Below are 22,982 nucleotides of genomic sequence, written 5' to 3'. Positions count from 1 at the left end.
GTGTCCTTTCAGGTCGCGTGGATCACGCGGTTTCGAGTTCCCGCGCCGGTGCGGTCGCGGTGGTGGTGGCGCGCGGGGCGCCGGTGGTCCGCGAGCGGAAGGTCCGCAGGCGGAGGCTGTTGCTGACGACGAAGACGCTGGAGAACGCCATCGCCGCGCCGGCGAGCATCGGGTTGAGCAACCCCAGCGCGGCGAGCGGGATCGCGGCCACGTTGTAGGCGAAGGCCCAGAACAGGTTCGTCTTGATCGTCCCGAGGGTGCGGCGCGACAGCCGGATGGCGTCGCCGACGGCTCGGAGGTCGCCGCGGACCAGCGTGATGTCCGCGGCCTCGATCGCCGCGTCGGTGCCGGTGCCCATGGCCAGGCCGAGGTCGGCCTGCGCGAGGGCCGCGGCATCGTTGACGCCGTCGCCGACCATCGCGACGACCTTGCCCGATGCCTGCAGGTCGCGGACCACCGCGACCTTGTCGGCCGGCAGGACGTCGGCGATGACCTCGTCGATCCCGACCTCGTCGGCGACGTGCCGCGCGACCGTGGCGTTGTCGCCGGTCAGCAGCACCGGCGTGAGGCCGAGGCGGCGCAGCTCCGCGATCGCGTCGCGGCTGGAGTCCTTGACGCGATCGGCGACGACGAGCACGCCGCGCGCGACGCCGTCCCAGGCGACCAGCACCGCCGTCTGCCCCGCGGACTCCGCCTCGGCCTTCGCCTCGCGGAGTTCCTCGGGGACCTCGACGGCCCAATCGGCGAGCAGCGACTCGCGGCCGACCACCGTCAGGTGCCCGTCGACGATCCCATGGACGCCGCGGCCCTCGTGGTTCTCGAACGACTCGACGGTTGCGAGCTCGCCGACCCGGGCCGTGGCGCCGGCGGCGATCGCCTGCGCGATGGGGTGCTCCGACGCATCCTCGAGGGCTCCCGCGATGCGGAGCACGTCGACCTCGGTCTCGCCTGCCGCCGCGTGCACGGCGAGCAGGGTCATCCGCCCGGTCGTCACGGTGCCGGTCTTGTCGAGCACCACGGTGTCGACCTTCCGGGTCGACTCGAGCACCTCGGGCCCCTTGATCAGGATGCCGAGCTGCGCACCGCGACCCGTGCCGACGAGCAGCGCCGTCGGAGTGGCGAGGCCGAGCGCGCAGGGGCACGCGATGATCAGCACCGCCACGGCCGCGGTGAACGCGGCGGCCGCGGGGAATCCGGCGCCGAGCCAGACGCCGAGCGTTGCGGCGGTCAGGGCGAGCACGATCGGGACGAACACCCCGGAGATCCGGTCGGCCAGGCGCTGGACCTGTGCCTTGCCGGACTGGGCGTCCTCGACGAGCTTCGCCATCTGCGCGAGCTGGGTGTCGGAGCCCACGCGCGTGGCGCGCACGACGAGTCGGCCCCCGGCGTTGACGGTCGCTCCGACCACCGGGTCGCCCACGGTCACCTCGATCGGCACCGACTCCCCGGTGAGCATCGACTGGTCGACGGCGCTGCGGCCGTCGACGATCACGCCGTCGGTCGCGATCTTCTCGCCCGGGCGCACGACGAACTCGTCGCCGACGCTGAGGCGCTCGATCGGGATCCTCTCCTCGCAGCCGTCCTTCACCACTGCGACGTCCTTCGCTCCGAGCTGGAGCAGGGCGCGCAGGGCGGCGCCGGCGGTGCGCTTGGACCGCTTCTCGAAGTACCGGCCGGCGAGGACGAACATGGTCACGCCGGCGGCGACCTCGAGGTAGATGTTCGCGGCGCCGTCGGTCGGCGCCACGGTCAGCTCGAACGGGTGGGTCATGCCGGGCGTGCCCGCGGTGCCGAAGAACAGGGCGTACACCGACCACAGCAGCGCCGCGGACGTGCCCACCGAGACCAGCGTGTCCATCGTCGCGGCGCCGTGTCGCAGGTTCACCGCGGCCGCCCGGTGGAACGGCCAGGCCGCCCAGACGATGACGGGGCCGGCGAGGGCCAGCGACAGCCACTGCCAGTACGGGACCTGCAGGAGCGGGATCATCGCCATCAGGATGACGGGGACGGAGAGCACGACCGACCCGATCAGCCGGTGCCGGAGCGTGCGCAGCTCGCCGTCCTCGGCCTCGTCGGCACCGTCGGCGTCGGCGCGCTCCGCAGTCGGCGGCGTCGGGGCTTCGGCGGTGTAGCCGGTCTTCCGGATCTCCGCGATCACGGCGTCGGTGGTGAAGCCGGGCGGGACCTCGACGCGGGCCTTCTCTGTGGCGTAGTTGACGGTCGCGCTGACGCCGTCGAGCTTGTTGAGCTTGCGTTCGATCCGCATCGCGCAGGATGCGCAGGTCATTCCGCCGATGTCGAGTTCGATCACGTCGGTCGACGGTGGCGCCTGCTGGGTGCTGTCGTTCATCTGTGATTCCTTTCGTCGGTCACGTCGTCTCAGTGACCGTCGGCGTGCTCGCCGCCGTCGCCGTCGCCGTCGCCGTGTGCAGCCGACTCCGCAGCGGCGAGCGCAGCGTCGACGGCGAAGGCGGCGGTGTGCACCTGCCCGTCGACCTTGAAGTCGACGTACAGCAGGTAGTCGCCCTCGGTGGGCGGGGTGGCGGCGAAGCGGATGTCGGGACCGAGGTCGGATGCCCCGGCGGTCTCGGCCTCGTCGAGGGGGTGAGCGTGGAGGTACCCGAGATCGCCCGCCCGGAGCATGACCAGATGTCCTGCAGCTCCGAGGTAGGGCTCGATCGTGGTCACGGGGCGTCCGTCCCGTCGCACGGTGAACTCGAGCTCTGCCTCCGCACCGGCGGCGAGGTCGCCCGTGAGCTCGACCGTGAACGGTCCGGCCTCGGCGACCCGGGAGCCCGGCGCGGGCGCGTCGGTCGGGGCAACGAGGCCGTTCACGCTCGCAGTGGTCGTGAGCGTGAGCGTCTCGTCGTGTCCGGTCGGACGGAAGTCCGCGAAGAGACGGTACGTTCCCGCGGCCTCCCATTCCCAGGGGATGCTCCAGTGCCCGTCGTCCTCGAGCTCGGGGTGCACGTGGCGGAACTGCGCCCCGTCGGAGCGCACCACGATCAGGTGCAGGGGCCGTTCGTGGGTCTCGTCGAAGTCCGTCAGCGCGTCGCCCTCCGAGTCGAGGATGCGGAAGTGCAGTGACTCGGCGCTGCCCGCCTCTGCGGGCGCGTGCAGGTCGGCCAGGCGGTATCCGTCGGCCTCGATCGACAGGCCGGGGACCTCGTGCGGCATGGGCTCCGCCTCCCCCTCGGGCGCATCGTGCGCCCCGCCATGCGACTGCGCCTGGTCCTCGCTCTGCTCCGCCCATGCGGCGACGCGGTCGGGCGGCACGATCAGGGGGCCTGCGGCGATCGCGAGGCCGAAGACGCCCGCGACGCCCGCGCCGAAGAGTCCGAGACGGAGGGCGGGACTCACCTCACCGCGGCTGCGCGACATAGCCGGCCTCCTGAACGGCATCGATCACGGCCCGGTGGCCCAGGGGATATACGCTCATCGCCCATCCTTTCGATACGGGGTAGGGGTATTGAGGCATGCTGGACAACCATATACCCCACCCGGGTATTCCGCACACGGAGGTGGACATGTCTTCAGAACACGCAGTGATCGTCGGGGCCGGCGCCGCCGGCTGGTCCGCAGCAGACACGCTGGTCCGGTCGGGCTGGCCGGGCCGGGTGACGATCGTCGACCCCGCGGGGGCGACGAACCGCACGCTCGTGAACAAGGGCGTGCTCACCGGGCTCCTGACCCGGGAGCAGCTGAGCCGACCGGTCCCGACGGGAACCGACCTGCTGCAGGACGAGGTCGAGGCGATCGAGGAGGACGGGACGGTGCAGCTGCGCTCCGGCGGCCGGCTCGCACCCGACGCCGTCGTGATCGCGTCCGGCAGCGTGCCGCGCCCGGCGTCGTTCGAAGCGGATGCCGGCACTCCGCGCTCGCGGATCCTGCCCCTCCACTCGGCTGACGACGCGGAACGAGTCCGACGCCTCCTCCCGCAGGGCGGAGGACGCGTCGTGATCCTCGGCGCCGGCCTCGTCGGCTCGGAGACCGCGTCGCTGCTCGCCGACGCCGGCGTCGGCGTGACGCTCGTCGCCCGGTCGTCGCTGCCCCTCCGCGACCAGCTCGGCCCGGCCGTCGCATCCGAACTGCTCAGGCGCCATCGCGACCGCATCCGGGTCCGCACCGGGCGCAGCGTCGCGCGCGCCACGACGCGGTCGAGCTCGGCCGTCATCGAACTCTCCGACGGCGAGACCCTCGAGGCCGACGCCGCCATCGTGGCGCACGGCACGCTCGCGCATCGCCCGGCATCCGGCTCCGACCAGGGCGCGATCACCGTCGACGCCCGACTGCGGACCGGGCTCCGCGGGGTCTACGCCGCCGGCAGCGTCGCCTCGATCCTCGCGCGCGGCACCGCCATCCGCGTCGACCACTGGGATGATGCGGCAGCCCAGGGGGCCCACGCCGCCCGCTCGATCCTGCACGACCTCCTCGGCGGGGCGGATCCCGGCGACTACGGATTCGACTCGGGGTTCTCCAGCCGGATCCACGGTTCGATGCTCACCGCCTGGGGCGTGGCCACCGATCGAACGGAGTGGTCGCGACACGTCGAAGGGGCGGCCGTGGGCGTCGGGCGCCACCTCGGACGCGTCACCGCGGTCGCGGGCCTCGACGCCCCGCTCGTCGTGCGCGATCTCGCGACGTCGGCGAGCCGAGACCTGCGCGACCCGATGTCGCTGTACCCCACAGGGGTATAATCTCTCGTGCTGGCGCCGACGAACGGCGATCCGCCGTTCGCCTGGCGATGCGGAAGGGCGAGACGATGGACGAGCGCGCGCGGAATCACCCGAAGTCGACGACTCCGGCCGGGCACGAACACGACGAGCACGGCGGCCACGCCCACCACCACGAGGCGGATGCCGCGAGTCCCGCGATGCAGATGCACGGGTCGCACGGCGATCACGACGCACACGGCGAGCGCGACGACTCCGAGCACGCAGGGCATGCCGGCCACGCCGGCCACGCCGAGCACGACGCACACGCCGGCCATGCCGGTCACGCCGAGCACGACGCGCACGCCGAGCACGCCGGACACAACGCGCACGCCGGACACGGCGGCCACGCCGGCCACGGCGACCACGTCGGGCAGTTCCGCAGGCTGTTCTGGATCAACCTCGTGCTCGCCGTCCCCGTCGTCGGCTTCTCCGCGATGTTCGCCATGATCATCGGCTACGACCTGCCGGAGCAGGCCTGGGTCGGGTGGATCTCGCCGGTGCTCGGCACCGTCATGTACGTCTGGGGCGGACGTCCCTTCCTCACGGGCGCGGTCAGCGAGCTCCGGGCGCTGAAGCCGGGCATGATGCTCCTCATCGGGCTCGCCATCACGGTGGCGTTCATCGCGAGCTGGGGCGCGACCCTCGGGCTGCTCGACCACGAGCTGGACTTCTGGTGGGAGCTCGCCCTCCTCATCGTGATCATGCTCCTCGGGCACTGGCTCGAGATGCGCTCGCTCGCCCAGACGACCTCCGCGCTCGACTCGCTCGCCGCACTGCTGCCCGACGAGGCCGAGCGCGTCGAGGGCGACGCGACCGTCACGGTCGACCCCTCCGAACTCCGGGTCGGCGACGTCGTCGTCGTCCGCCCCGGCGGACGCGTGCCCGCCGACGGCGTGGTCGTCGCGGGTTCGGCGAGCATGGATGAATCCATGATCACCGGCGAGTCGAAGACCGTCCGCCGGAGCGACGGCGACCATGTCGTCGCCGGCACGGTCGCCACCGACTCGGGGATCCGGATCGAGATCTCCGCCGTCGGCGAGGACACGGCGCTCGCCGGCATCCGCCGTCTCGTCGAGGACGCGCAGAACTCGTCCTCGCGCGCCCAGCGGATCGCGGACCGGGCCGCCGCCTGGCTGTTCTGGTTCGCGCTCGGCGCAGCCGTGATCACGGCGACCATCTGGAGCCTGCTCGGCCTGCCCGATGAAGCGGTGGTCCGCACGATCACCGTCCTCGTGATCGCGTGTCCGCACGCGCTGGGCCTCGCGATCCCGCTCGTCGTCTCCATCGCCACGGAGCGTGCCGCGCGCGGCGGCGTGCTGATCAAGGACCGGCTCGCGCTCGAGAGCATGCGCACCGTGACGAGCGTCCTCTTCGACAAGACCGGCACCCTCACCAAGGGGCAGCCGGCGGTCATCGCGATCGAGCCGGCCGCGGGCCGCGACCCCGAGCAGGTGCTCTCGCTGGCGGCCTCCGCCGAGATGGATTCCGAGCACCCGCTCGCCCGCGCCATCGTCGGCTCCGCGACCGAGCGCGGCCTCGATCCGGCCATCGCGACCGACTTCGAATCCGCTCCGGCCGTGGGCGTCACCGCGCGCGTCGACGGCGACACGATCCGCGTCGGCGGGCCGCACCTGCTCGCCGAGGAGGGCGTCGACGAGCTCGCCGTCGCCGACGAGTGGCGCGCCGACGGCGCGATCATCCTGCACGTGGTCGAGAACGGGTCGGTGATCGGCGCCCTGAAGCTCGCGGACGCGATCCGCGACGAGTCCCGCGACGCGGTCGACGCGCTGCACGAGCTGAGCCTGGAGGTCGTCATGATCACCGGCGATGCCGACGCGGTCGCCCGGTCCGTGGCATCCGAGCTCGGCATCGATCGGTACTTCGCCGGCGTGCGACCCGAGGACAAGTCCGCGAAGGTCCAGGAGCTGCAGCGCGAGGGCCGGAAAGTCGCGATGGTCGGAGACGGCGTGAACGATGCTCCCGCGCTCGCGCAGGCCGACGTCGGCATCGCGATCGGTGCCGGTACGGATGTCGCGATCGCCTCGGCCGGCGTCATCCTCGCCAGCGACGACCCGCGTTCGGTGCTCTCGGTGATCGAGCTCTCGCGGGCGAGCTACCGCAAGATGAAGCAGAACCTGTGGTGGGCGGCCGGGTACAACCTCATCTCGGTGCCGCTCGCCGCCGGCGTGCTCGCCCCGATCGGGTTCGTGCTGCCGATGTCGGTCGGCGCCATCCTGATGTCGCTCTCGACCATCATCGTCGCCGGCAACGCGCAGCTGCTCCGCCGCCTCGACCTCCGCCCCGAGGCGAGCGCCCGCGAGCTCCTCGGCGAGCGCGCGACCCGCGTCGCCGACGAGCCGGTCCACGCGCACCACTGAACGCGACGGAGGCGCGGGCCCAACGGCCCGCGCCTCCCCCGCTCCCGGTTCGGAGGTCAGGCGTCCACCGGGACCTGCTCGTCGCTCGCGGACTCGGCCTCGCCCGCCCGCTTCGCCGCGCGAAGCGTGACGGCGGCGATGAGCCCGCCGACGACCGCGATGGCCGCGGCCCCGATGAAGGCGGCCGAGTACCCCGCCGTCAGCGCCACGGGACCGGTGCCGGTCCCGACCACGGCCGAGCTGAGCGCGGTCACGGCGGCGAGGCCCACCGCGGAGCCGATCTGGTAGCTCGTGTTCACGAGCCCCGACGCGACACCGGTCTCCTCGGGCCGGGCCACGCCGATCGCGGTGCCGAGCGACGGGATGAACGCGAGCGCCATGCCGAACGCGGCGACCAGCGACGCGGGGAGCACGTCCGCCACGTAGTTGCCGTCGGGCCGGACGAACCCGAGCCACACGAGCCCGGCGGCGAGGAACGCGAACCCGACGATGATGAGCGTCTTCGAGCCGAAACGCGCCAGCAGGCGCGGTGCGACCATCGTCATGCCGAGCACGATGAGCACGGTCATCGGCAGGAGTGCCGCGCCGGCCGCGAAGGAGCCCGCGCCGAGGACCTGCTGCAGGTAGAGGTTCAGGAAGAACCACATCGGCACCCACGCGGCGCCGAGCAGCAGCTGCGCGGTGTTCGCGGCGCCGAGCTGCGGCGTGCGGAAGATCCCGAGGCGCAGCAGCGGCTGCCGGGAGGCGCGCTGGACGATGAAGAACAGGCCGAGCAGGACCACGCCGGCCGCCAGCGCGACGAGCACCTCGAGCGAGGCCCAGCCGGCCTCGGGGGCGCGGACGATGCCGTAGACCAGGGCGGCGAGACCGGCCGTGCCGGTCACGGCGCCGAGCACGTCGACGGAACCGCGTTGCCCGGTGACGCGCGGGAGCGCGCCCGGGGCGAGGAACATGACCGCGAGGGCGATCGGCACGGTGATGTAGAACACCCAGGGCCAGCTCGCGTACTCGGTGAGCACGCCGCCGAGGAAGACGCCGGCGGTGCCGCCGATCGGAGCCGCGGCGCCGTAGACCGCGAACGCCTTCGGCAGCTGCGGCGTTCCACCGAACAGCGCCATCAGCAGGCTCAACGCCGCCGGGGCGATCAGTGCGGCACCGGCACCCTGCACGGCACGCCCGGTGATCTCGAGGCCGACGCCGTTCGCGGCACCCGCGAGCACCGAGCCGAGCGCGAGGATGCCCCATCCGGCCAGGAACACCCGGCGCGCGCCGAACAGGTCGGAGAGCCGGCCGCCGAGCAGGAGCAGGCCGCCGAACGCGACCACGTAGGCGTTGAACACCCAGGACAGGGACTCCGGCGTGAAGCCGAGCTCGGCCTGCATCTCCGGGAGGGCCACGCCGATGATCGACGTGTCCATGATGACGACGAATTGGGCGGCGGCGATGAGCGCGAGCCCGAGCCATCGGCGCCGTGCCGTGGCCGCTGGTGGTTGGGACATGATCGTTTCTCCTTCCGGGGTCACGTACCCCTCTGGGGTATCTAACCACATACCCCCATGGGGTATTTCCGACTGCGTCGTCGACGCATGGTCGGGACCCACGTCCCTTGCGTCGGGCGCGCCCAGCACGATTGGCTGGGCGGGTCGCCTCGCGACGCGCGAGGGGGGAAGGGGGAGCCCGATGAGCCGCACCGACACCGCCGCAGAGACCGATTGGAAGCCGCCCTGGTACCTGCGGCTGCTGAAGATCGCGACATGGATCCTCTACGTCTGGGTGCTCATCGGCGTCATCGCGCTCTCGCTGCGCGTGTTCCTGCTCCTCTTCGCCGCGAATCCCGATGCCGGATTCGCGGCGTTCGTGTATCGCGTCTCCGACGCGTACCTGCATCCCTTCCGCGACATCTTCCCGACGCGCGACCTCTCCGACGGCGGGTACCTCGATGTCTCGGCGCTCTTCGCGATCATCATCTACGCCCTGATCGCGGGCGGCATCGGCGCCGGCGTCGCCGCGATCAGCCGGCGGATCGAGCGGTCCGAGCGGCAGCACCGCGAGGAGATGGACCGGATGGCCCGAGCCCACCTGGCGGAGCAGGCGCAGCGCGCGCAGCTCGCGGAGCAGGCGCAGCGCGCGCAGGGCGTCGGCACGACGCCGTCGGGCGCGCAGGCCATCGTCGGCGGATACCCTCACGGGCAGGTCCCGACCGGCGGTGCGGGCTATCCGCCGCCCGGCGCGACGCCCGGCTCACCGCCGAACGGCCCCGCGACGCCGCCGGGTTCGGTGCCGCCGTACTGAGCGCGACGCCGGCCGCACCGACCGCAGGATCCCTCGCCTACACGCGCGCGAGCGCCTCGATGTCCTCGAGGAACGCCGCCGTCGTCTCCGCCGAGACCGTCGTGCGCGTGCCGGCGATCGCCTCGAGGTAGTCCTCGGTCGTCGGCCCGGGGCGTTCGGCCGCGGCATCCGCCCCACCCGAGAGCGCGGCCTCGAACGCGCGCTGCGACGCGCTGCGCGCGGCGAACTCGATGTCGGCGGGCGAGAACCCGGCCGTGCGCTCGACGAGCACGCCGAGGTCGACGTCGTCGGCCACCGTCTCCGGCACGTAGCGCTGCCAGATCGCCGTGCGGGCCGTCTCGTCGGGCAGGCCGATCGGGATGACGTAGTCGAAGCGGCCGTGCCGGAGGAAGGCACTGTCGAGCGCGCGGATGAAGTTCGTGGCGCACACGAGCAGCCGGCCGGGCTGCTCGCGGAAGGCCGGGATGATCTTCAGCAGCTCGTTCGTGACGCCCTGCAGCGGCGAGGGCGGTTCGCCCGAGCGTTGCGCCGCGATCTCCTCGACCTCGTCGATGAACACGACCGCGTGCTCGAGCTCGGCGATCTTGGTGAAGGTCTCGCGAAGCGCCCCGGCCAGCCCGCCCGGATCGGCCGCGAGCCGCGACGGGAACACCTCGACGAACGACCACTCCAGGCGTGAGGCGATGGCCTTCGCAAAGGTCGTCTTGCCCGTGCCGGGCGGTCCGAACAGCACCACCGCGCGCGGCGGCACCACGCCGAAGCGCTCGGCGAGGTCGGGCTCGGCGAGCGGCATCACGAGACGCTGCTCGAGGATCTCCTTCTCGCGCCGCATGCCGGCGACGCCCTCCCACAGGTCGCGCGGCAGGATGCGACCGCCGAGCTCGGCGAGCGAGCTGAGCTCCTCGCGCTGCACCGGGATGCGCCGCTCGTAGTAGCGGAGATGCTGCCGGAGTTCGAAGCCCTGGCGGCGGAACGCATCGACCCGCGTCTCCTCCGCCTCGGGCACGAGCGCCGACAGCTTGCCGAGGCCGTGCGGCTCCATCTTCTTCTCGAGGGCGGCGAGCAGCGCCGTGCCGATCCCGCGCCCGCGCCACTCCGGCGTCGTCGCGAGGAAGACGATCCAGCCCTGGTTGTGGGCCGCCCGGCCCACGACCGCACCGACGACCTCCTCGCCGTGCACGGCGACCAGCGCGTCGTCCTTCTCGCACGAGGCGAGCACCTCGCTCAGCCCGTAGACGGGCTCGATCGGCGAGTCCGTCGCGTGCTCCCAGAGATGGAGGATGCCGTCGAGGTCATCCCGATGGAACTCCCGAATCCGCCATCCGGTCATCCGCCGCCCCTCCCGCCGATGCGTCGCCGGCGTCGTCGCCGTCCCGCCAGCGTACGGCGACGCCGCTCGGCGGCGGAATCCGGTGACGCCGCGGGTCCGATCACCCGACCCGGACCCGATCGCCACGGACGACCACCGACAGGTCGGCGCCCGACGGGTCGCCGACGAGACGGTCGGATGCCCGGATGACCGGCACGCCGCCGATGCTCACCCGGCGCGAGCCGCCGGTGGCGTGCGCGGTGACGCATCCGCCGGGGCCCTCGCCGCGGCATCCGCTCACCGCCCATCGGGTCGCGACCGTGACCGCTGCAAGACCTTCCACTCGCACGCGCGCCTCCGCTCCGAGCGGCGCGGCGATTCCGCCGTGCGGGCAGCGCACCGTCGTCCCGGCGTCGATGATCGGATCGGTCACGGGCGCCGCCTCAGGTGACCGTCAGGCCGCCGCGGTTGACGTCGACGGACGGGCCGGAGAGCGTGATGATCGCCCCTCGACCGGTGTCGATGGCGATCCCGCTCTCGGAGAGCGTGACGACGGCGCCGGTCGACGTGGTGATGCGGAGGTCGCCGGGTCGGAGTCCGTGTGCGTCCGCCGGGTCGAACCATCCGCCCACCCAGATCGGGAAGGCCGGATCGCCGCCCTCGAACTCCACCCACACGTGCGCGCCGACGGATGGGATCCAGGCGAGGCCGCCGGCACCTGTCGCCGCCGGCAGGCACGGCAGCGCCCACGCCGTCTCGGCCTCGCCGAGGACCGCCGGCACGGCGACTTGGATCCGCCCCATCACCTGCGGATCGGTCGCGTCGACGCAGGTGCCCCGGTACTTCCCCCAGTAGGGCCCGCCCACTCGGTCCCCCGCCTCCGCCGGCCGAGCCGCCGTCATCCCGGCCGCACGATCAGCGGATCGGCCTCGAGCGGCGGGACCTGCTCCTCGATGGCGTCGTTCACCGCCTGCTCGATGTCCATGGAGTCGTTGACCCGGCCGACGAGCCGCTTCGCGACGGCGGCGGCGAACGCCTGGGCGTCGAACGGCGGTGAGCTCGGCGAGAGCTTCTGCAGGTACTGCCGGATGATGCTCACTTGGCCCTTGGTGATGTCGCCGATATCGCCCGAGCGGAACTTCTGCAGGAGCAGCAGGTCGGCCGGGTTGCTGATCTTCACCCAGCGGCCCGAGTCGGAGAGCGCGTACAGCGCGTTGTCGCCGGGGTCGGTCGGGTTCACGATGCGGAAGGTCATGTCGTCGTCCCTTTCATCGTCGGGCCTCGGACGCCCGAGGGTGTCCACCCCGGCCAGCGTCTCCGAGCCCCACTTCATCGACCATCCGCGATAGCTCGGCTGGTCGTAGTCGGCGAACGTGATCGTCCCGATCGCGGTGCCGAAGTTGTCCACGCGGGAGGAGGCCATGAGCAGGGTGTGGTTCCCGCCGCCGATGTCGATGGCGGTGTGCCCGCACTCGACGCCGTCGATGAACACGCCGGCCCAGTAGTGGATCGCCCCGCGGGGCGCCGTCCGCCAGTCGGGATGGAGCGTCCCGGAGTTCGAACCCGCCTCCAGGGCGGTTCCGAACGACCGGCCGAAACCGCCCGCCCAGAACACCAGCGCGGCGCACCACCCCGCCCACGACGAATCAACCTGCCCGACGTCCTTCGTCGGGTGATCCCGCGCGAACCGGATCGCCTGATCGACGGTGTTCGGCATGCCTTCCCCCGACTGCCGTGGCGCGGAATGCCCCGGTCCCCCGAACCGGCTTCCGCTCCGCCCGGCGCGATGCTACTCCGGTGTCGACAGCGCGGCAATCGCACGCCGCCTGGCGATACGATCCGTTCACGAGGGGCGACGGGGCGAGGGGGCACGATGACCCGCTGGTACGTGATCACGGGCGGCCCGAGTTCGGGCAAGACGACCACGGTCGACCTGCTGCGGCAGCGCGGCTACCGCACCACGATCGAGGAGAGCCGGCACTACATCGACCTCCAGCGGCTCGGCGGGCACTCGGTCGAGGAGACCAGGTCCCGGCAGGAGGACTTCCAGCGGAACGTGCTCGCCCTGCAACTGGCGCAGGAGGCCGAGCTGGACCCCGAGGAGGTCGTCTTCCTCGACCGGGCGATCCCCGACTCGCTCGCCTACTACCGGCTGCTCGGCCTCGAGCCCGACCCCGCCCTGCTCGAGGCGCTCGTGCACGTGCGCTACCGCAAGGTCTTCGTGATGGACCTGCTGCCGCTCCACCGCGACTACGCCAGGACCGAGGATGCCACGGACCAGCGCCGCATCCACGACCTCCTGATGGAGGTCTACCTGTCGCTGCCGATGCCCGTCGTCAGCGTCCCGGTGCTGCCCGCGGAGGACCGCGTCGAGTTCATCCTCACGCGGCTGTAGCGCCGATGCGGTGGCGCGCCCCGACGGTCTCGGAGGGCAGCTCCCCGAACGCACGGGCGTACGTCTCGGCGAATCGCGACAGGTGCACGAACCCCCAGCGGTGCGCGACGGCGGCGATGCCCTGCTCGGGCGGCGCGAAGCGCAGTTCGTCGCGCACACCGGCGAGCCGGATGCCGCGGAGGTGCTCGGACGGCGACTGCCCGAGCTCGGCCGCGAACGCGGTGTGCAGGCCGCGCGCCGAGATGTGCACGGCCTCGGCGACGCCCTGCACCGTGATCGGCTCGGACGCGTAGGCGTGCATGTGGTCGAGCGCGGCGCGGACGATCGCGGAGCGCGGGCCGAGCGGCATCCGTCGACCGTCGAGGTCGAGCTTGACGACCTGGAATGCGTAGAGGTAGGCGACCGCGAGCCGGTTGAACGCCGCCGCCGCGACGACCGGCTCGGCGAACGCGTCGGGCGCGTCCAGCATGGCCGAGCGCACGCGATGCGCGATGCGCTCGAAGTGCCGGCCGAGGTCGGCGCTGCGCGGCGCGACGTCGATGAAGGCGGTCTCGATCTCGGCATCGCCGGTGATCGCGCGGGCGACCGCGGCGACGCCGCCCCGGTCGAGCATGATCGCCCGGGCGGCGACCGTCTCCCAGCGGGCGGCGAGGCTCTCGGGCGACTGCAGGTACGGCAGGGAGGTGTCCACGGGCGTGCGTCCGTGCCGTAGTTCGAAGCCGCGGCCCTTGGCCGAGATGACCACGAGGTCGTCGGAGCCGGCGACGGTCGCCGCGGGCGCGGAGAACGCGTACTCGATGACCGTGAACGACGGCGCGGCGTCGAACCGCAGGCGGACCCGGAATTCGGCGGGATCGGCGCGCCCGAAGGCGAGACGGGGCACCATCGGCTCGAATGCGCGACAGGCCGCTTCCGGGTCGCGCGTGTCGAACGCCGACCGGGTGAGTCCGGCCATGGAACTCCCTTATACCCGGCGTGGGGGATGCCGGGTTCGGCAAGTGTACGTGGCCGCACGCCGAACGCCTATCCGGATTCGGAAGAGCGCAGGGGAACGCGCTCGATGCCCCGGTCCGTGCGCGTACGGTTCGAAGTGTGGGCGGTGCTTGATCCAGCGGAGGGGGACCGCGAAGAACAGCACCGCCCGCGAACCTCGCCCGCACCGTCGGAAGGAGTCCGGCCGAGATGGGTTCACTCGTCTACGACAGCCGCATGTCGATCCCCATGGACGACCGCACGCTCGCGCACCTCCAGGTCGTGATCCTCGCCAAGCTCCGGCGTCGGGAGTCGTTCGGCTTCAGCGGGACGGTCGACGGGCGCGAGGTCAGCCTCTGGCTCGGCCCGTCGGTGGCGCTGGAATTCCGCTACGCCGACCGTCGCCGACCCCCGATGAACCGGGCGTGGCTCGAACTGCTGGCGGATGTCGCGGCCTCGCGCGACGGGCTCGTGATCGCGCCCGAACCGGAGGCGACCGAGGTGCCCGCCCCGCGGCCGATCCCGCGCACGCCGGCGCGGCCGAGGACGCCGGCGCGGCCGCGACCGGCCCCGCTGCCCGACGTCGCCTGACCGGAGTCCGCCGCTACAGCTCGACGACCGTCATGCCCGACCCCGCTCCCCCTGCGCGGCCCATGGCCGCCAGGGCCTCGGGCACGGCGTCGAGGGTGATCGTGCGGCCGACGAGCTCGATCGGGCGGAACGCCTCCGATGCGACTGCGCCCAGCATGTCCGGGTACTCGTGCGCGGCCATGCCGTGGCTGCCGAGGATCTCGAGCTCACCGTCGATGACCGCGTCCATCGGCATGGCGGCGGTCGCGTCGTCGGCGAGCATGAGCCCGATCTGCACGTGCCGACCGCGCTTCTTCAGGCTCCGGACCGAGGCGAACGACGTCGCGGGGCTGCCGAACGCGTCGACCGACAGGTCGACCCCGCCACCGCTCGCCTCGCGCACCCGTTCGGCTGCACCGTCGCCGCCCCGGATCGGGGTCGCGCCGAGCTCGGCCGCTGCGGCGAGCGCGGCGTCGGAGACGTCCACGCCGTAGACCAGGACGCCGGCCGCGACGGCGATCATGATCGCGGAGAGGCCGACGCCGCCGCATCCGTGCACCGCCACCTGCTCGCCGGGGTGCAGGCGCCCGCGCGTGATGATCGCGCGGTAGGCGGTCGCGAACCGGCAGCCGAGCGATGCCGCCTCGACGAACCCGAGCGAGTCCGGCAGGCGGATGAGGTTCAGCGCGGCCTCGTCGACGACGACGTACTCGGCGAACGACCCCCAGTGCGTGAAGCCGGGCTGGCGCTGCGCGTCGCACACCTGCTCGTTGCCCGCGAGGCACTCGGCGCAGCGGCCGCATGCGCAGATGAACGGCGCGGTCACGCGGTCGCCGACGGCCCAGCCCGAGTCGTCCGCCACCTCGGAGCCGAGTTCGGCGATCTCGCCCGCGAACTCGTGCCCCGGCACGTGCGGCAGGGCGATCCCGGCGTCGTGGCCCATCCAGCCGTGCCAGTCGCTGCGGCACAGCCCGGTCGCGCGCACGCGCACGACGGCGCCGCGCGGCGGGCAGGCCGGGCGGTCGACCTCGACGAGCTCGGGTTCGTCGCCGAATCCGCGGTACATGACGGCGCGCACAGGTCCTCCTCCGGATGGTGGCCGCCCGCCGGCGTTTGCGGCACCGTGCGCCGGGTCGCGCGCCCCCTCGGCGATGACGTGACGGATGCCGCGGCGAGGCGACCCACGGAATCCTATCGGGAGGGACGGCTCGGGAGGCCCCCGCACGATCCCAGACTTCCCTGACGCTTCGGATTGTGTAACAATCTTCGCCATGCGCTCCGTCCTGCTCGTCCTCGCCGCCGCGGTCTGCTTCGGCACGACCGGCACCGCGCAGGCGCTCGGGCCCGACGCGGATCCGCTCTCCGTCGGCGCGGCGCGCATCCTCATCGGCGGAGGCGCCCTCGCCGCGGTGGCGCTCGCCCTGCACGTCGCCGGACGCCGGAGCGGCGCGACCGGGACATCCGTCGCCTCAGCGTCCGGCGGCCGCGCGCCGCGCGGGCCCGCGTGGGTCGCGGTCGCCGTCGGCGCGGCGGGCGTGCTCGCCTACCAGCCCGCGTTCTTCGCGGGGACCGCGACGAACGGCGTTGCGGTCGGCACGGTCGTCGCACTCGGCTCGGCCCCGGTCCTCACGGGCCTCCTCGACTGGGCGCTGCGACGTCGGTTCCCCGGCCGGACCTGGATCGTCGCGACCGCGCTCGCGACGATCGGCGTCGCGGTGCTCGCGTCGGCGAGCGGCGCCGGCCCGAGCGCCGTCGATCCCCTCGGGGTCGCGGCATCCGTCGGCGCCGGCGCCTCGTACGCCGTCTACACGCTCGCGGGCAAGTCGCTGCTCGACCGCGGATGGACGTCGGCGGCGAGCATGGGCGCGATGTTCGGCGTCGCCGCGGCGGCGAGCCTCCCGGTGCTGCTCGCGACCGACACCGGATGGCTCGCGACGCCCGAGGGGCTCGCGATGGCGCTCTGGCTCGGTCTCGTGACGACGACGGCGGCGTACCTCCTCTTCGGCGCAGGCCTGAAGCGACTCACGCCAGCGACCGTGTCGACGCTGACCCTCGCCGAGCCGCTCACGGCGACCCTCCTCGGGGTGCTCCTGCTGCAGGAACGCCTGCCCGCGACGGCCGTCCTCGGCCTCGCCGTGCTGGCGTCCGGCATCGTGCTCCTCGCCGCGTCGAGCAGTCGACGGATGCCGCGGCGCGCCGTTCCGCGGACCGACGCCGTCCGGCCTCCGAGCGTCCCCGTCGACGTCGGAGGCACCCCGTAGCGTTCAGGGCATGGACGTCATCCTCATCCCCGGTTTCTGGCTCGATGCGAGTTCGTGGAGCGAGGTGACCCCGGCCCTCGACGAGGGCGGTCACCGCGTCCACGCCGTCACCCTCCCGGGGCTCGAGGGGCCCGACGCGACCCGAGCCGGCATCGGGCTCGCCGACCACGTCGCGGCGGTGACCCGCCTGGTCGACGGGCTCGACGGGCGGGTCGTGCTCGTCGGCCACTCGGGCGGCGGCACGGTCGCGCAGGCCGTCGCCGACGCGCGACCCGATCGCATCGCCCGGGTCGTCTACGTCGACGCGGCGCCCATGGGCGACGGCGACGCCATCAACACCGAACTGCCGGTCGTCGGCGACGAGATCCCGTTGCCCGAGTGGTCGCTGTTCGGCGAGGGCATGCTCGCCGGCCTCGACGACGACCTGCGCCGACGGTTCCGCGAGCGGGCGATCCCCGAGCCGGCCGCGGTCGCGACCGACCCGCTGCGCCTCACCGACGAGCGCCGACTCGACGTGCCGACGACCGTCATCACGTGCGAGTACCCCAGCTCGCAGATCCAGGAGTGGATCGCGGGCGGCGCGCCGTTCGTGCGCGAGCTCGCCTCGATGCGGCAGGTCGACTACGTCGACCTGCCGACGGGGCACTGGCCCCAGTTCACACGACCGGCCGAACTCGGCCGGGCGATCGCCCAGGCGATCGCCCGCTGAGCGAGGCTCGACCGTCAGGCGCGCGTCCCGGCTTCCACGCCCCGCGTGAAGCCTGCGAGGTGCGTGGGGTACGTCTCGAGCTCCAGACCGAACTCAAGGTCGTACGTCAGCATCGCATCGGGCGGGGTACCGCACGCGATGCGCTGCGCGCCGTCGACCTCCAGTTCGTCCCAGGCCGCGGAGAGGTGATCCGCGATCACCGCCATATGGGTCGCCATCGAGTCGGCGTCGGGATGCACCTGCACGATGAACACCCGCTGCCTCGATTCGTCGAGGAAGAAGTGGAACGCGCTGAGCTGTGGTTCCCGTTCCTCGACCAGTTCGGCGATCTCGCGGACGCGCCTGCGAGCGGCGTCGAGCAGGCCCGGCTTGACCTGATAGCTCGCGATGTAGATGAACGGCTCGTTCATGGTTTCTCATCCCTCCGGTGCAACGGCCCGCCGATTCGGGCTCGATGCGACCCTCGCGCGAGGGTGCGTTCACGTCATCGGCAGTTGGGGCCATTCGGCGCACGGTGCTGTGGGTAGACCTACCCACTGCGGCCGCGGGATGCCAGACTGAGCGCGTGGAGGGCACCTCGGTGTCTCGAGCACGTGCATTGCACTCGCAGGCACGCTGGCCTGACGCGTGCGAGCTGTTCCTCATCGCCGACCACGAGGCCCCACTGGCCGTCGAGGACCTCGACCTGCTCGGCGAGGCGGCGCAGATGTGCGGACGCCATGACGACGCCGTGATGGCGTTGGAGCGTGGATTCACCATCCGGGCCGCCGCCGGTGAGCTCGACCGCGCGGCGGCCGCGGCGTTCTGGTTGTTCACCGAGTTCCTGTATGGCGGTGAGATGGCCCGGGCGAGCGGATGGGTCGCCCGGGTGCGGAATCTGACGGACGAACTGTACGCCGGCGAACCGGGCTGGCTCCGAGTGCTCGACGCCTACCGCGGACTGGCCGAGGAGCGGTACGTCGAGGCGCGGATGCTCTTGACCGAGGCTGTCACGCAGGGGAAGGAGGGGCACGACGTCGACCTCGTGACGTACGGGACGATGCTCACCGGTCGATCCCTGCTGAAGGAGGGCCAGATCGTCGCCGGGCTCGACGCGCTCGACGAAGCGATGCTGCGAGTCACCTCAGGCCAGACGTCGCCGCGAGCGACCAGCAACCTCTACTGCAGCGGGATCGGTACCTGCGAGGAGGAGGCGCTCGACCTCGCCCGCGCCGGCGAGTGGGCACTGTCCCTCGAAAGATGGATGGCCGAGCTTCCACCGTCGCCGCCGGGCGTGTTCCTCGACAACTGCCGGGTGTACCGCGCCGTTCTCCTTCGTCGTCGCGGTGAGGTCCGCCGAGCACTTGCCGAACTGGACGAAGCCGCTCGCGATCTCGCTGATGGCAACGGCGTCCGAGTCGCAGGCCATGCGTGGTACGAGCTGGGCGAGACGCACCGCCTGCTCGGCGACGACGATGCCGCGGAGTCGGCGTACCGGCGCGCTGTCGCACTCGGGAAGAACGTCCAACCCGGCCTCGCGCTGCTCCGGCTCCGGCAGGGTGACTCGACCCGGGCCGAGGCCGGAATTCGCAGAGCCCTGGCCGAGGCGATGCGTATTCCGGACCGAGCACACCTGCTCCCTGCTGGCGTCGAAGTCCTGCTCGCCGCGGGAGCCACGGACGACGCTCGGATCTGGGCCGCCGAACTCGAAGACGTCGCCGAATCGATGGGTTCCTCGGCGATCCGCGCGGAGCGCGACCTGACGCTCGGAGTACTGGCCCTGTCGGACGACGACCCGGCCGCAGCGCTGCGACTCCTGCGGCGGGCCTCCGAGACGTGGCGTGCCCTCGCCGCCCCCTACGACGTCGCGCGCACGGGCGTGCTCATCGCGCGCGCCTGCCGGGCGCTGGACGACGAAGAGGGTGCGGCGCTCGAGCTCGAAATGGCGGCGAACCTGTTCGCGAGTCTCGGAGCGGTCAACGAACTCGGCCTCGCCCGACACCTGCTCGGGGAGCCCGACGAGCCGACGCATGGTCTCTCGGCGCGGGAACTCGAGGTGCTCACCCTGGTCGTGCAGGGTCTGACCAATCGCGCGATCGCCGAGAAGCTCTTCCTGAGCGAGCGCACCGTGCACCGTCATCTCGCCAACGTCTTCCACAAACTCGGCGTCGGCTCCCGCACGGAGGCGGCGACCTACGCGCTCCAGCACCGTTTCATCGGATGACGCGACGGTCTCGCCGACGGCCCGCAGTTCGTACGCGATCTCGCGTCGATGCACGACGTCGACTACGTCGACCTGCCGAGGAAGTCGGCGACAGCGCTCGAGATCTCGTCGCGCACGGTCTCGCGGTCCGCGGTCGCGACGCCGTCTCCGGCCTGCGGACCGTAGTCGCCGAAGGCGGCGTGGTTCGCTCCCTCGATGAGTGCCGTCGAGGCGTCGGCCGGCAGCAGGTGGGCGGCGCTCGCGACCTTCTCGGGCGTGCTCAGCCCGTCGAACTCGCCGACGAGCGAGAGCACTTCGAGGTCGGTGCCCGACAGGTCGCTCGCGCAGTAGCTGCCGAAGAGCACCATGCCGACGACGTCGGTGGTCTCGCCGTTCACTGCGGCCTCTGCGAGCTGGCACGAGCGCACCCCGCCGAGCGAGTGGCCGCCGACGAGCCACCGCGAGACATCCGGTGCCTCGGCGGTGAACGCCTCGAGGGGTCGCGTGTCGAAGAATGCGAGGTTGAGCGTCGGGTGAGTGACCACGATCGTGATCCCGGTCTCCTCGACGATGCCGCTGAGCTTGTAGAGGTACGCGCTCGGCTCGACCCTGGCCCCCGGGATGAACACGAGCCCGAGATCGGCGCCGCCACCGGCCGGCTCGATAAGGAACCCGTCATCGGTGGAGCTGATCGCCAGGTCGGGCGAACGCCACGCGTCGAGCGACGGCTCGCGTTCGCCCGCGTACACGGTGTGCGCCCAGACGAGGAAGACGACCACCGCGATGGCGACGGCACCGAGCACGCCCAGCCCGATGGCACCTGCGCGACGCATCAGAGCTGGGATCCGTCGACCTGGAACGTGTTGCAGGCGCCGACGCCCTCGTCGTAGCCGGTCGCGAACCAGCGCACGCGCTGCTCGCTCGTGCCGTGCGAGAACGTGTGCGGCGTGACCTGCCCCTGGGTCGCCTCCTGGATCCGGTCGTCACCGACTGCCGCGGCCGCGTCGATGGCCTGCTGGTACTCGTCGCGGGTGATGGGCTGGAGGAACGTCTCGCCGTTCGCGTCCTCGGTCGTCGCTGCGGCGCCCGCCCACGCGCCGGCGAAGCAGTCGGCCTGCAGCTCGACACGGACGGCGTTCGAGGTCGGGCCGGTCTGCCCGTCGCGCGTGGAGTCGAGCACGCCGGCGATGTTCTGGATGTGGTGGCCGTACTCGTGCGCGACGACGTACATCTCGGCGAGCGGGCCGCCCTCCGCCCCGAACTGCTGCTCCAGCTGGTCGTAGAACGTGGTGTCGATGTAGATCGTCTGGTCGGGCGGGCAGTAGAACGGCCCGGTCGCCGACGACGCGTTGCCGCATCCGGTCGCGACGGCGTCACTGAAGAGGATGAAGCCCTGCGGCCGCACGTAGTCGACGCCGATGCTCGACGACACCTCCGACCAATACGCATCGAGCGAGGCATCCGCCCCCTTCATGCGGCAGTCGATCTGCTCGTTGGCGTCCTGGCCGGACTGGCATTGCTCGAGCGTGGACTCCTCGCTCGTCGTGCCGCCGCCGGAGCCGCCGAGGAGCCCGGTCAGGTCGACGCCGAGGAACGAGCCGACCAGCACGAGTGCCAGGACGCCGAGCCCGCCGCCGACGGCGATGCCGGTGTTCCGTCCGCGGCGCGAGGTCCGTCCGCTGCCGATGTCGGCCTTCGGGTTGAACGTCATGGCACGAAACTACCGCGCCTGGTCGTCGGAGCCATCCGCCTTTCGTTCGTCTTCGTCGGGGGCTACGCTCGTGTGCCGGATCCGAGGTCAGTCGTCCTCGTCGTCCGCGTCGTCGTCGTCATCGTCCTCGTCGTCCGAGTCCTCGTCGTCCTCGTCGTCCGAGTCCTCGTCGTCCTCGTCGTCCGAGTCCTCGTCCTCGTCCTCGTCCTCGTCATCATCATCGTCGTCGTGCGACTCGTCGTCGTCATCGTCGTCCGACTCGTCGTCGTCATCGTCATCGTCATCGTCCGAGTCGCCATCATCCGGGCTGCCGTCGTCGTCTTCGACGTCCTCGTCGGAGTGCTCGCCGTCCACGTCGTCCGCGTCGTCCCCCGAGGGCTCGGGTTCAGGCTCGGACTCCGCCTCGGGCTCCTCACGTCCCTCTTCGTCGACGTCGTCATCCGCGCCGCCGGCATCATCCGCTCCGAGGAAGCCCTGCGTGGCGGCGGCGTCGGCCGCGAAGCGGTCCGTCGCGCCGATGAGCGCGTCGAGGATCCCCGGCTCGTCGAACGCGTGGCCGGCGTCGTCGATGATCCGGAAGTCGGCCTCGGGCCAGGCGCGGTGCAGGTCCCACGCCGTCATCACGGGCGTGCACATGTCGTAGCGGCCCTGGATGATGACGGCCGGGATGTCGCGCAGCCGGTGCGCGTCGCGAATGAGCTGGCCCTCCTCCCACCATCCGCCGTGCCGGAAGTAGTGGTTCTCGATGCGCGCGAATGCGGTGGCGTATTCGGGCGAGGTGAACCGCGCGATGGTGTCGGCCTGCGGCAGCAGCGTGATGGTCGACGACTCCCACCGCGACCAGGCGATCGCGGCCGGCTGGTGCACGGCCGGGTCGGGGTCGGTCAGCAGGCGGTGGTAGGCGTCGATGAGGTGGACGCGCTCGCCGATCGGCACGGGCGCGAGGAAGTCCTCCCAGAGGTCGGGGAAGATCGCGGACGCCCCGCCCTCGTAGAACCAGTCGAGCTCCTGGCGTCGCAGCGTGAAGATGCCACGCAGGATGATCTCGGTCACGCGCTCGGGGTGGGTCTCGGCGTAGGCGAGCGCGAGGGCGCTGCCCCACGACCCGCCGAGCACCTGCCAGCGATCGATGCCGAGGTGCGCGCGCAACCGCTCCATGTCGGCGATGAGGTGCCAGGTCGTGTTGGCCGACAGCACCGCGCCGGGTTCCGAGGCGTGCGGGATCGACAGGCCGCACCCGCGCTGGTCGAACAGCACGATCCGGTACTTCGCCGGGTCGAACAGGCGGCGGTGCGCCGGGTTCGTGCCGCCGCCGGGCCCGCCGTGGAGGAACACCACCGGCTTGCCGTCGCGGTTGCCCGAGACCTCCCAGTAGATGTGCTGACCGTCGCCGACGTCGAGCATGCCGGTCTCGAGCGGCTCGATCTCCGGATACAGTTCCCTCATCGTTCCCCCTTGTCCGCTCACGCTAGCGAACGAGCGGATGCC

At 72.1% G+C, this 22,982-nt stretch carries 20 protein-coding genes and 1 pseudogene; 8 read left to right on the top strand and 13 right to left on the bottom strand.

Annotation, left to right across the window (positions count from 1 at the left end; translation table 11 throughout):
* Window positions 1-22: 22 nt before the first annotated feature.
* Complete coding sequence (locus tag GJ743_RS17705) at window positions 23-2,350, bottom strand: heavy metal translocating P-type ATPase (RefSeq protein WP_155053213.1); 2,328 nt, start codon at window positions 2,348-2,350, stop codon at window positions 23-25.
* Between the two features lie 29 nt (window positions 2,351-2,379).
* Window positions 2,380-3,381 carry a heavy-metal-associated domain-containing protein gene (locus GJ743_RS17700; protein ID WP_230386892.1) on the bottom strand — a complete coding sequence of 334 codons (1,002 nt, stop codon included), beginning with the start codon at window positions 3,379-3,381 and terminating at the stop codon, window positions 2,380-2,382.
* Window positions 3,382-3,527: 146 nt separating this feature from the next.
* Here GJ743_RS17700 and GJ743_RS17695 point away from each other — a divergent pair, with 146 nt between their 5' ends.
* Together GJ743_RS17695 and GJ743_RS17690 are read left to right on the top strand one after the other, a co-directional pair.
* The gene (locus tag GJ743_RS17695; protein WP_196217050.1) at window positions 3,528-4,697 is read left to right on the top strand and encodes an FAD-dependent oxidoreductase; all 1,170 of its coding nucleotides are present in this window, start codon (window positions 3,528-3,530) and stop codon (window positions 4,695-4,697) included.
* A 176-nt stretch (window positions 4,698-4,873) separates the two neighbouring features.
* Window positions 4,874-7,093: a heavy metal translocating P-type ATPase gene (locus GJ743_RS17690; protein ID WP_155053249.1), complete on the top strand. Its 2,220-nt coding sequence runs from the start codon at window positions 4,874-4,876 to the stop codon at window positions 7,091-7,093.
* A 56-nt stretch (window positions 7,094-7,149) separates the two neighbouring features.
* On the opposite strand, the gene GJ743_RS17685 is transcribed toward GJ743_RS17690, so the two are convergent.
* Window positions 7,150-8,592, bottom strand: coding sequence for an MFS transporter (locus GJ743_RS17685; protein WP_155053211.1), 1,443 nt, complete (start codon window positions 8,590-8,592; stop codon window positions 7,150-7,152).
* A gap of 181 nt (window positions 8,593-8,773) precedes the next feature.
* Here GJ743_RS17685 and GJ743_RS17680 point away from each other — a divergent pair, with 181 nt between their 5' ends.
* Window positions 8,774-9,385: a YggT family protein gene (locus GJ743_RS17680; RefSeq protein ID WP_196217049.1), complete on the top strand. Its 612-nt coding sequence runs from the start codon at window positions 8,774-8,776 to the stop codon at window positions 9,383-9,385.
* A 37-nt stretch (window positions 9,386-9,422) separates the two neighbouring features.
* On the opposite strand, the gene GJ743_RS17675 is transcribed toward GJ743_RS17680, so the two are convergent.
* The 4 genes from GJ743_RS17675 to GJ743_RS17660 all read right to left on the bottom strand — a co-directional run bounded on the left by GJ743_RS17675 (window position 9,423) and on the right by GJ743_RS17660 (window position 12,411).
* On the bottom strand, window positions 9,423-10,715 hold the full coding sequence (locus tag GJ743_RS17675; RefSeq protein WP_155053209.1) for an ATP-binding protein: 1,293 nt from the start codon (window positions 10,713-10,715) through the stop codon (window positions 9,423-9,425).
* Between the two features lie 100 nt (window positions 10,716-10,815).
* A complete protein-coding gene (locus GJ743_RS17670) occupies window positions 10,816-11,127 on the bottom strand; it encodes a hypothetical protein (RefSeq protein ID WP_155053208.1) in 312 nt (103 codons plus the stop codon).
* 10 nt (window positions 11,128-11,137) lie between these two features.
* Entirely contained in the window at window positions 11,138-11,560 is a 423-nt protein-coding gene (locus tag GJ743_RS17665; protein WP_328289320.1) for a phage baseplate assembly protein V, read from the bottom strand.
* Between the two features lie 32 nt (window positions 11,561-11,592).
* Window positions 11,593-12,411, bottom strand: coding sequence for a hypothetical protein (locus GJ743_RS17660; protein WP_155053206.1), 819 nt, complete (start codon window positions 12,409-12,411; stop codon window positions 11,593-11,595).
* A gap of 156 nt (window positions 12,412-12,567) precedes the next feature.
* Between GJ743_RS17660 and GJ743_RS17655 the strand changes: the two genes are divergently transcribed.
* The gene (locus GJ743_RS17655) at window positions 12,568-13,089 is read left to right on the top strand and encodes an AAA family ATPase (protein WP_155053205.1); all 522 of its coding nucleotides are present in this window, start codon (window positions 12,568-12,570) and stop codon (window positions 13,087-13,089) included.
* Here the strand turns inward: GJ743_RS17655 and GJ743_RS17650 are convergent.
* On the bottom strand, window positions 13,076-14,044 hold the full coding sequence (locus tag GJ743_RS17650; RefSeq protein ID WP_155053204.1) for a helix-turn-helix transcriptional regulator: 969 nt from the start codon (window positions 14,042-14,044) through the stop codon (window positions 13,076-13,078). The genes GJ743_RS17655 and GJ743_RS17650 overlap by 14 nt on opposite strands.
* A gap of 227 nt (window positions 14,045-14,271) precedes the next feature.
* On the opposite strand from GJ743_RS17650, the gene GJ743_RS17645 reads away from it, so the two are divergent.
* Entirely contained in the window at window positions 14,272-14,652 is a 381-nt protein-coding gene (locus GJ743_RS17645) for a DUF7882 family protein (RefSeq protein WP_230386890.1), read from the top strand.
* A gap of 13 nt (window positions 14,653-14,665) precedes the next feature.
* Here the strand turns inward: GJ743_RS17645 and GJ743_RS17640 are convergent, their stop codons facing one another.
* Window positions 14,666-15,709: an alcohol dehydrogenase catalytic domain-containing protein gene (locus tag GJ743_RS17640; RefSeq protein WP_328289319.1), complete on the bottom strand. Its 1,044-nt coding sequence runs from the start codon at window positions 15,707-15,709 to the stop codon at window positions 14,666-14,668.
* A 193-nt stretch (window positions 15,710-15,902) separates the two neighbouring features.
* Between GJ743_RS17640 and GJ743_RS17635 the strand changes: the two genes are divergently transcribed.
* Both GJ743_RS17635 and GJ743_RS17630 read left to right on the top strand, forming a co-directional pair.
* Window positions 15,903-16,892, top strand: a complete 990-nt coding sequence (locus tag GJ743_RS17635) for a DMT family transporter (RefSeq protein ID WP_155053203.1) — start codon at window positions 15,903-15,905, stop codon at window positions 16,890-16,892.
* Between the two features lie 10 nt (window positions 16,893-16,902).
* Entirely contained in the window at window positions 16,903-17,601 is a 699-nt protein-coding gene (locus tag GJ743_RS17630) for an alpha/beta fold hydrolase (RefSeq protein ID WP_155053202.1), read from the top strand.
* 14 nt (window positions 17,602-17,615) lie between these two features.
* Here the strand turns inward: GJ743_RS17630 and GJ743_RS17625 are convergent, their stop codons facing one another.
* Entirely contained in the window at window positions 17,616-18,011 is a 396-nt protein-coding gene (locus GJ743_RS17625) for a hypothetical protein (protein WP_155053201.1), read from the bottom strand.
* Between the two features lie 155 nt (window positions 18,012-18,166).
* Here GJ743_RS17625 and GJ743_RS20300 point away from each other — a divergent pair, with 155 nt between their 5' ends.
* A complete protein-coding gene (locus GJ743_RS20300) occupies window positions 18,167-19,804 on the top strand; it encodes a LuxR C-terminal-related transcriptional regulator (RefSeq protein ID WP_196217048.1) in 1,638 nt (545 codons plus the stop codon).
* Window positions 19,805-19,866: 62 nt separating this feature from the next.
* Here GJ743_RS20300 and GJ743_RS17615 read toward each other — a convergent pair whose 3' ends face one another.
* The 3 genes and pseudogenes from GJ743_RS17615 to pip form a co-directional block, all read right to left on the bottom strand.
* A complete protein-coding gene (locus tag GJ743_RS17615; RefSeq protein WP_155053199.1) occupies window positions 19,867-20,616 on the bottom strand; it encodes an alpha/beta hydrolase in 750 nt (249 codons plus the stop codon).
* On the bottom strand, window positions 20,616-21,494 hold the full coding sequence (gene ypfJ, locus GJ743_RS17610; protein WP_155053198.1) for a KPN_02809 family neutral zinc metallopeptidase: 879 nt from the start codon (window positions 21,492-21,494) through the stop codon (window positions 20,616-20,618). Before ypfJ ends, GJ743_RS17615 begins: the two co-directional genes overlap by 1 nt.
* Window positions 21,495-21,980: 486 nt before the next feature.
* Window positions 21,981-22,940: pseudogene (gene pip / locus GJ743_RS17605) on the bottom strand (prolyl aminopeptidase); the annotation flags it as partial.
* Between the last annotated feature and the right edge of the window lie 42 nt (window positions 22,941-22,982).

The organism is Agromyces bracchium (genome assembly GCF_009709675.1).
Taxonomy (GTDB): domain Bacteria; phylum Actinomycetota; class Actinomycetes; order Actinomycetales; family Microbacteriaceae; genus Agromyces; species Agromyces bracchium.
The sequence above is the reverse complement of the archived record's forward strand: the minus strand, read 5'-3'. Positions and strand labels throughout refer to the sequence as shown.

What these genes read in the sequence shown, in the direction of transcription:
- GJ743_RS17645 (WP_230386890.1), top strand. Translation starts at nt 14,272, where the DNA reads ATGGGTTCACTCGTCTACGACAGCCGCATGTCGATCCCCATGGACGAC.
- GJ743_RS17625 (WP_155053201.1), bottom strand. Translation starts at nt 18,011, where the DNA reads ATGAACGAGCCGTTCATCTACATCGCGAGCTATCAGGTCAAGCCGGGC.
- GJ743_RS17700 (WP_230386892.1), bottom strand. Translation starts at nt 3,381, where the DNA reads ATGTCGCGCAGCCGCGGTGAGGTGAGTCCCGCCCTCCGTCTCGGACTC.
- GJ743_RS17660 (WP_155053206.1), bottom strand. Translation starts at nt 12,411, where the DNA reads ATGCCGAACACCGTCGATCAGGCGATCCGGTTCGCGCGGGATCACCCG.
- GJ743_RS17650 (WP_155053204.1), bottom strand. Translation starts at nt 14,044, where the DNA reads ATGGCCGGACTCACCCGGTCGGCGTTCGACACGCGCGACCCGGAAGCG.
- ypfJ (WP_155053198.1), bottom strand. Translation starts at nt 21,494, where the DNA reads ATGACGTTCAACCCGAAGGCCGACATCGGCAGCGGACGGACCTCGCGC.
- GJ743_RS17615 (WP_155053199.1), bottom strand. Translation starts at nt 20,616, where the DNA reads ATGCGTCGCGCAGGTGCCATCGGGCTGGGCGTGCTCGGTGCCGTCGCC.
- GJ743_RS17655 (WP_155053205.1), top strand. Translation starts at nt 12,568, where the DNA reads ATGACCCGCTGGTACGTGATCACGGGCGGCCCGAGTTCGGGCAAGACG.
- GJ743_RS17675 (WP_155053209.1), bottom strand. Translation starts at nt 10,715, where the DNA reads ATGACCGGATGGCGGATTCGGGAGTTCCATCGGGATGACCTCGACGGC.
- GJ743_RS17690 (WP_155053249.1), top strand. Translation starts at nt 4,874, where the DNA reads ATGCAGATGCACGGGTCGCACGGCGATCACGACGCACACGGCGAGCGC.
- GJ743_RS17630 (WP_155053202.1), top strand. Translation starts at nt 16,903, where the DNA reads ATGGACGTCATCCTCATCCCCGGTTTCTGGCTCGATGCGAGTTCGTGG.
- GJ743_RS17685 (WP_155053211.1), bottom strand. Translation starts at nt 8,592, where the DNA reads ATGTCCCAACCACCAGCGGCCACGGCACGGCGCCGATGGCTCGGGCTC.
- GJ743_RS17705 (WP_155053213.1), bottom strand. Translation starts at nt 2,350, where the DNA reads ATGAACGACAGCACCCAGCAGGCGCCACCGTCGACCGACGTGATCGAA.
- GJ743_RS17635 (WP_155053203.1), top strand. Translation starts at nt 15,903, where the DNA reads ATGCGCTCCGTCCTGCTCGTCCTCGCCGCCGCGGTCTGCTTCGGCACG.
- GJ743_RS17695 (WP_196217050.1), top strand. Translation starts at nt 3,528, where the DNA reads ATGTCTTCAGAACACGCAGTGATCGTCGGGGCCGGCGCCGCCGGCTGG.
- GJ743_RS17680 (WP_196217049.1), top strand. Translation starts at nt 8,774, where the DNA reads ATGAGCCGCACCGACACCGCCGCAGAGACCGATTGGAAGCCGCCCTGG.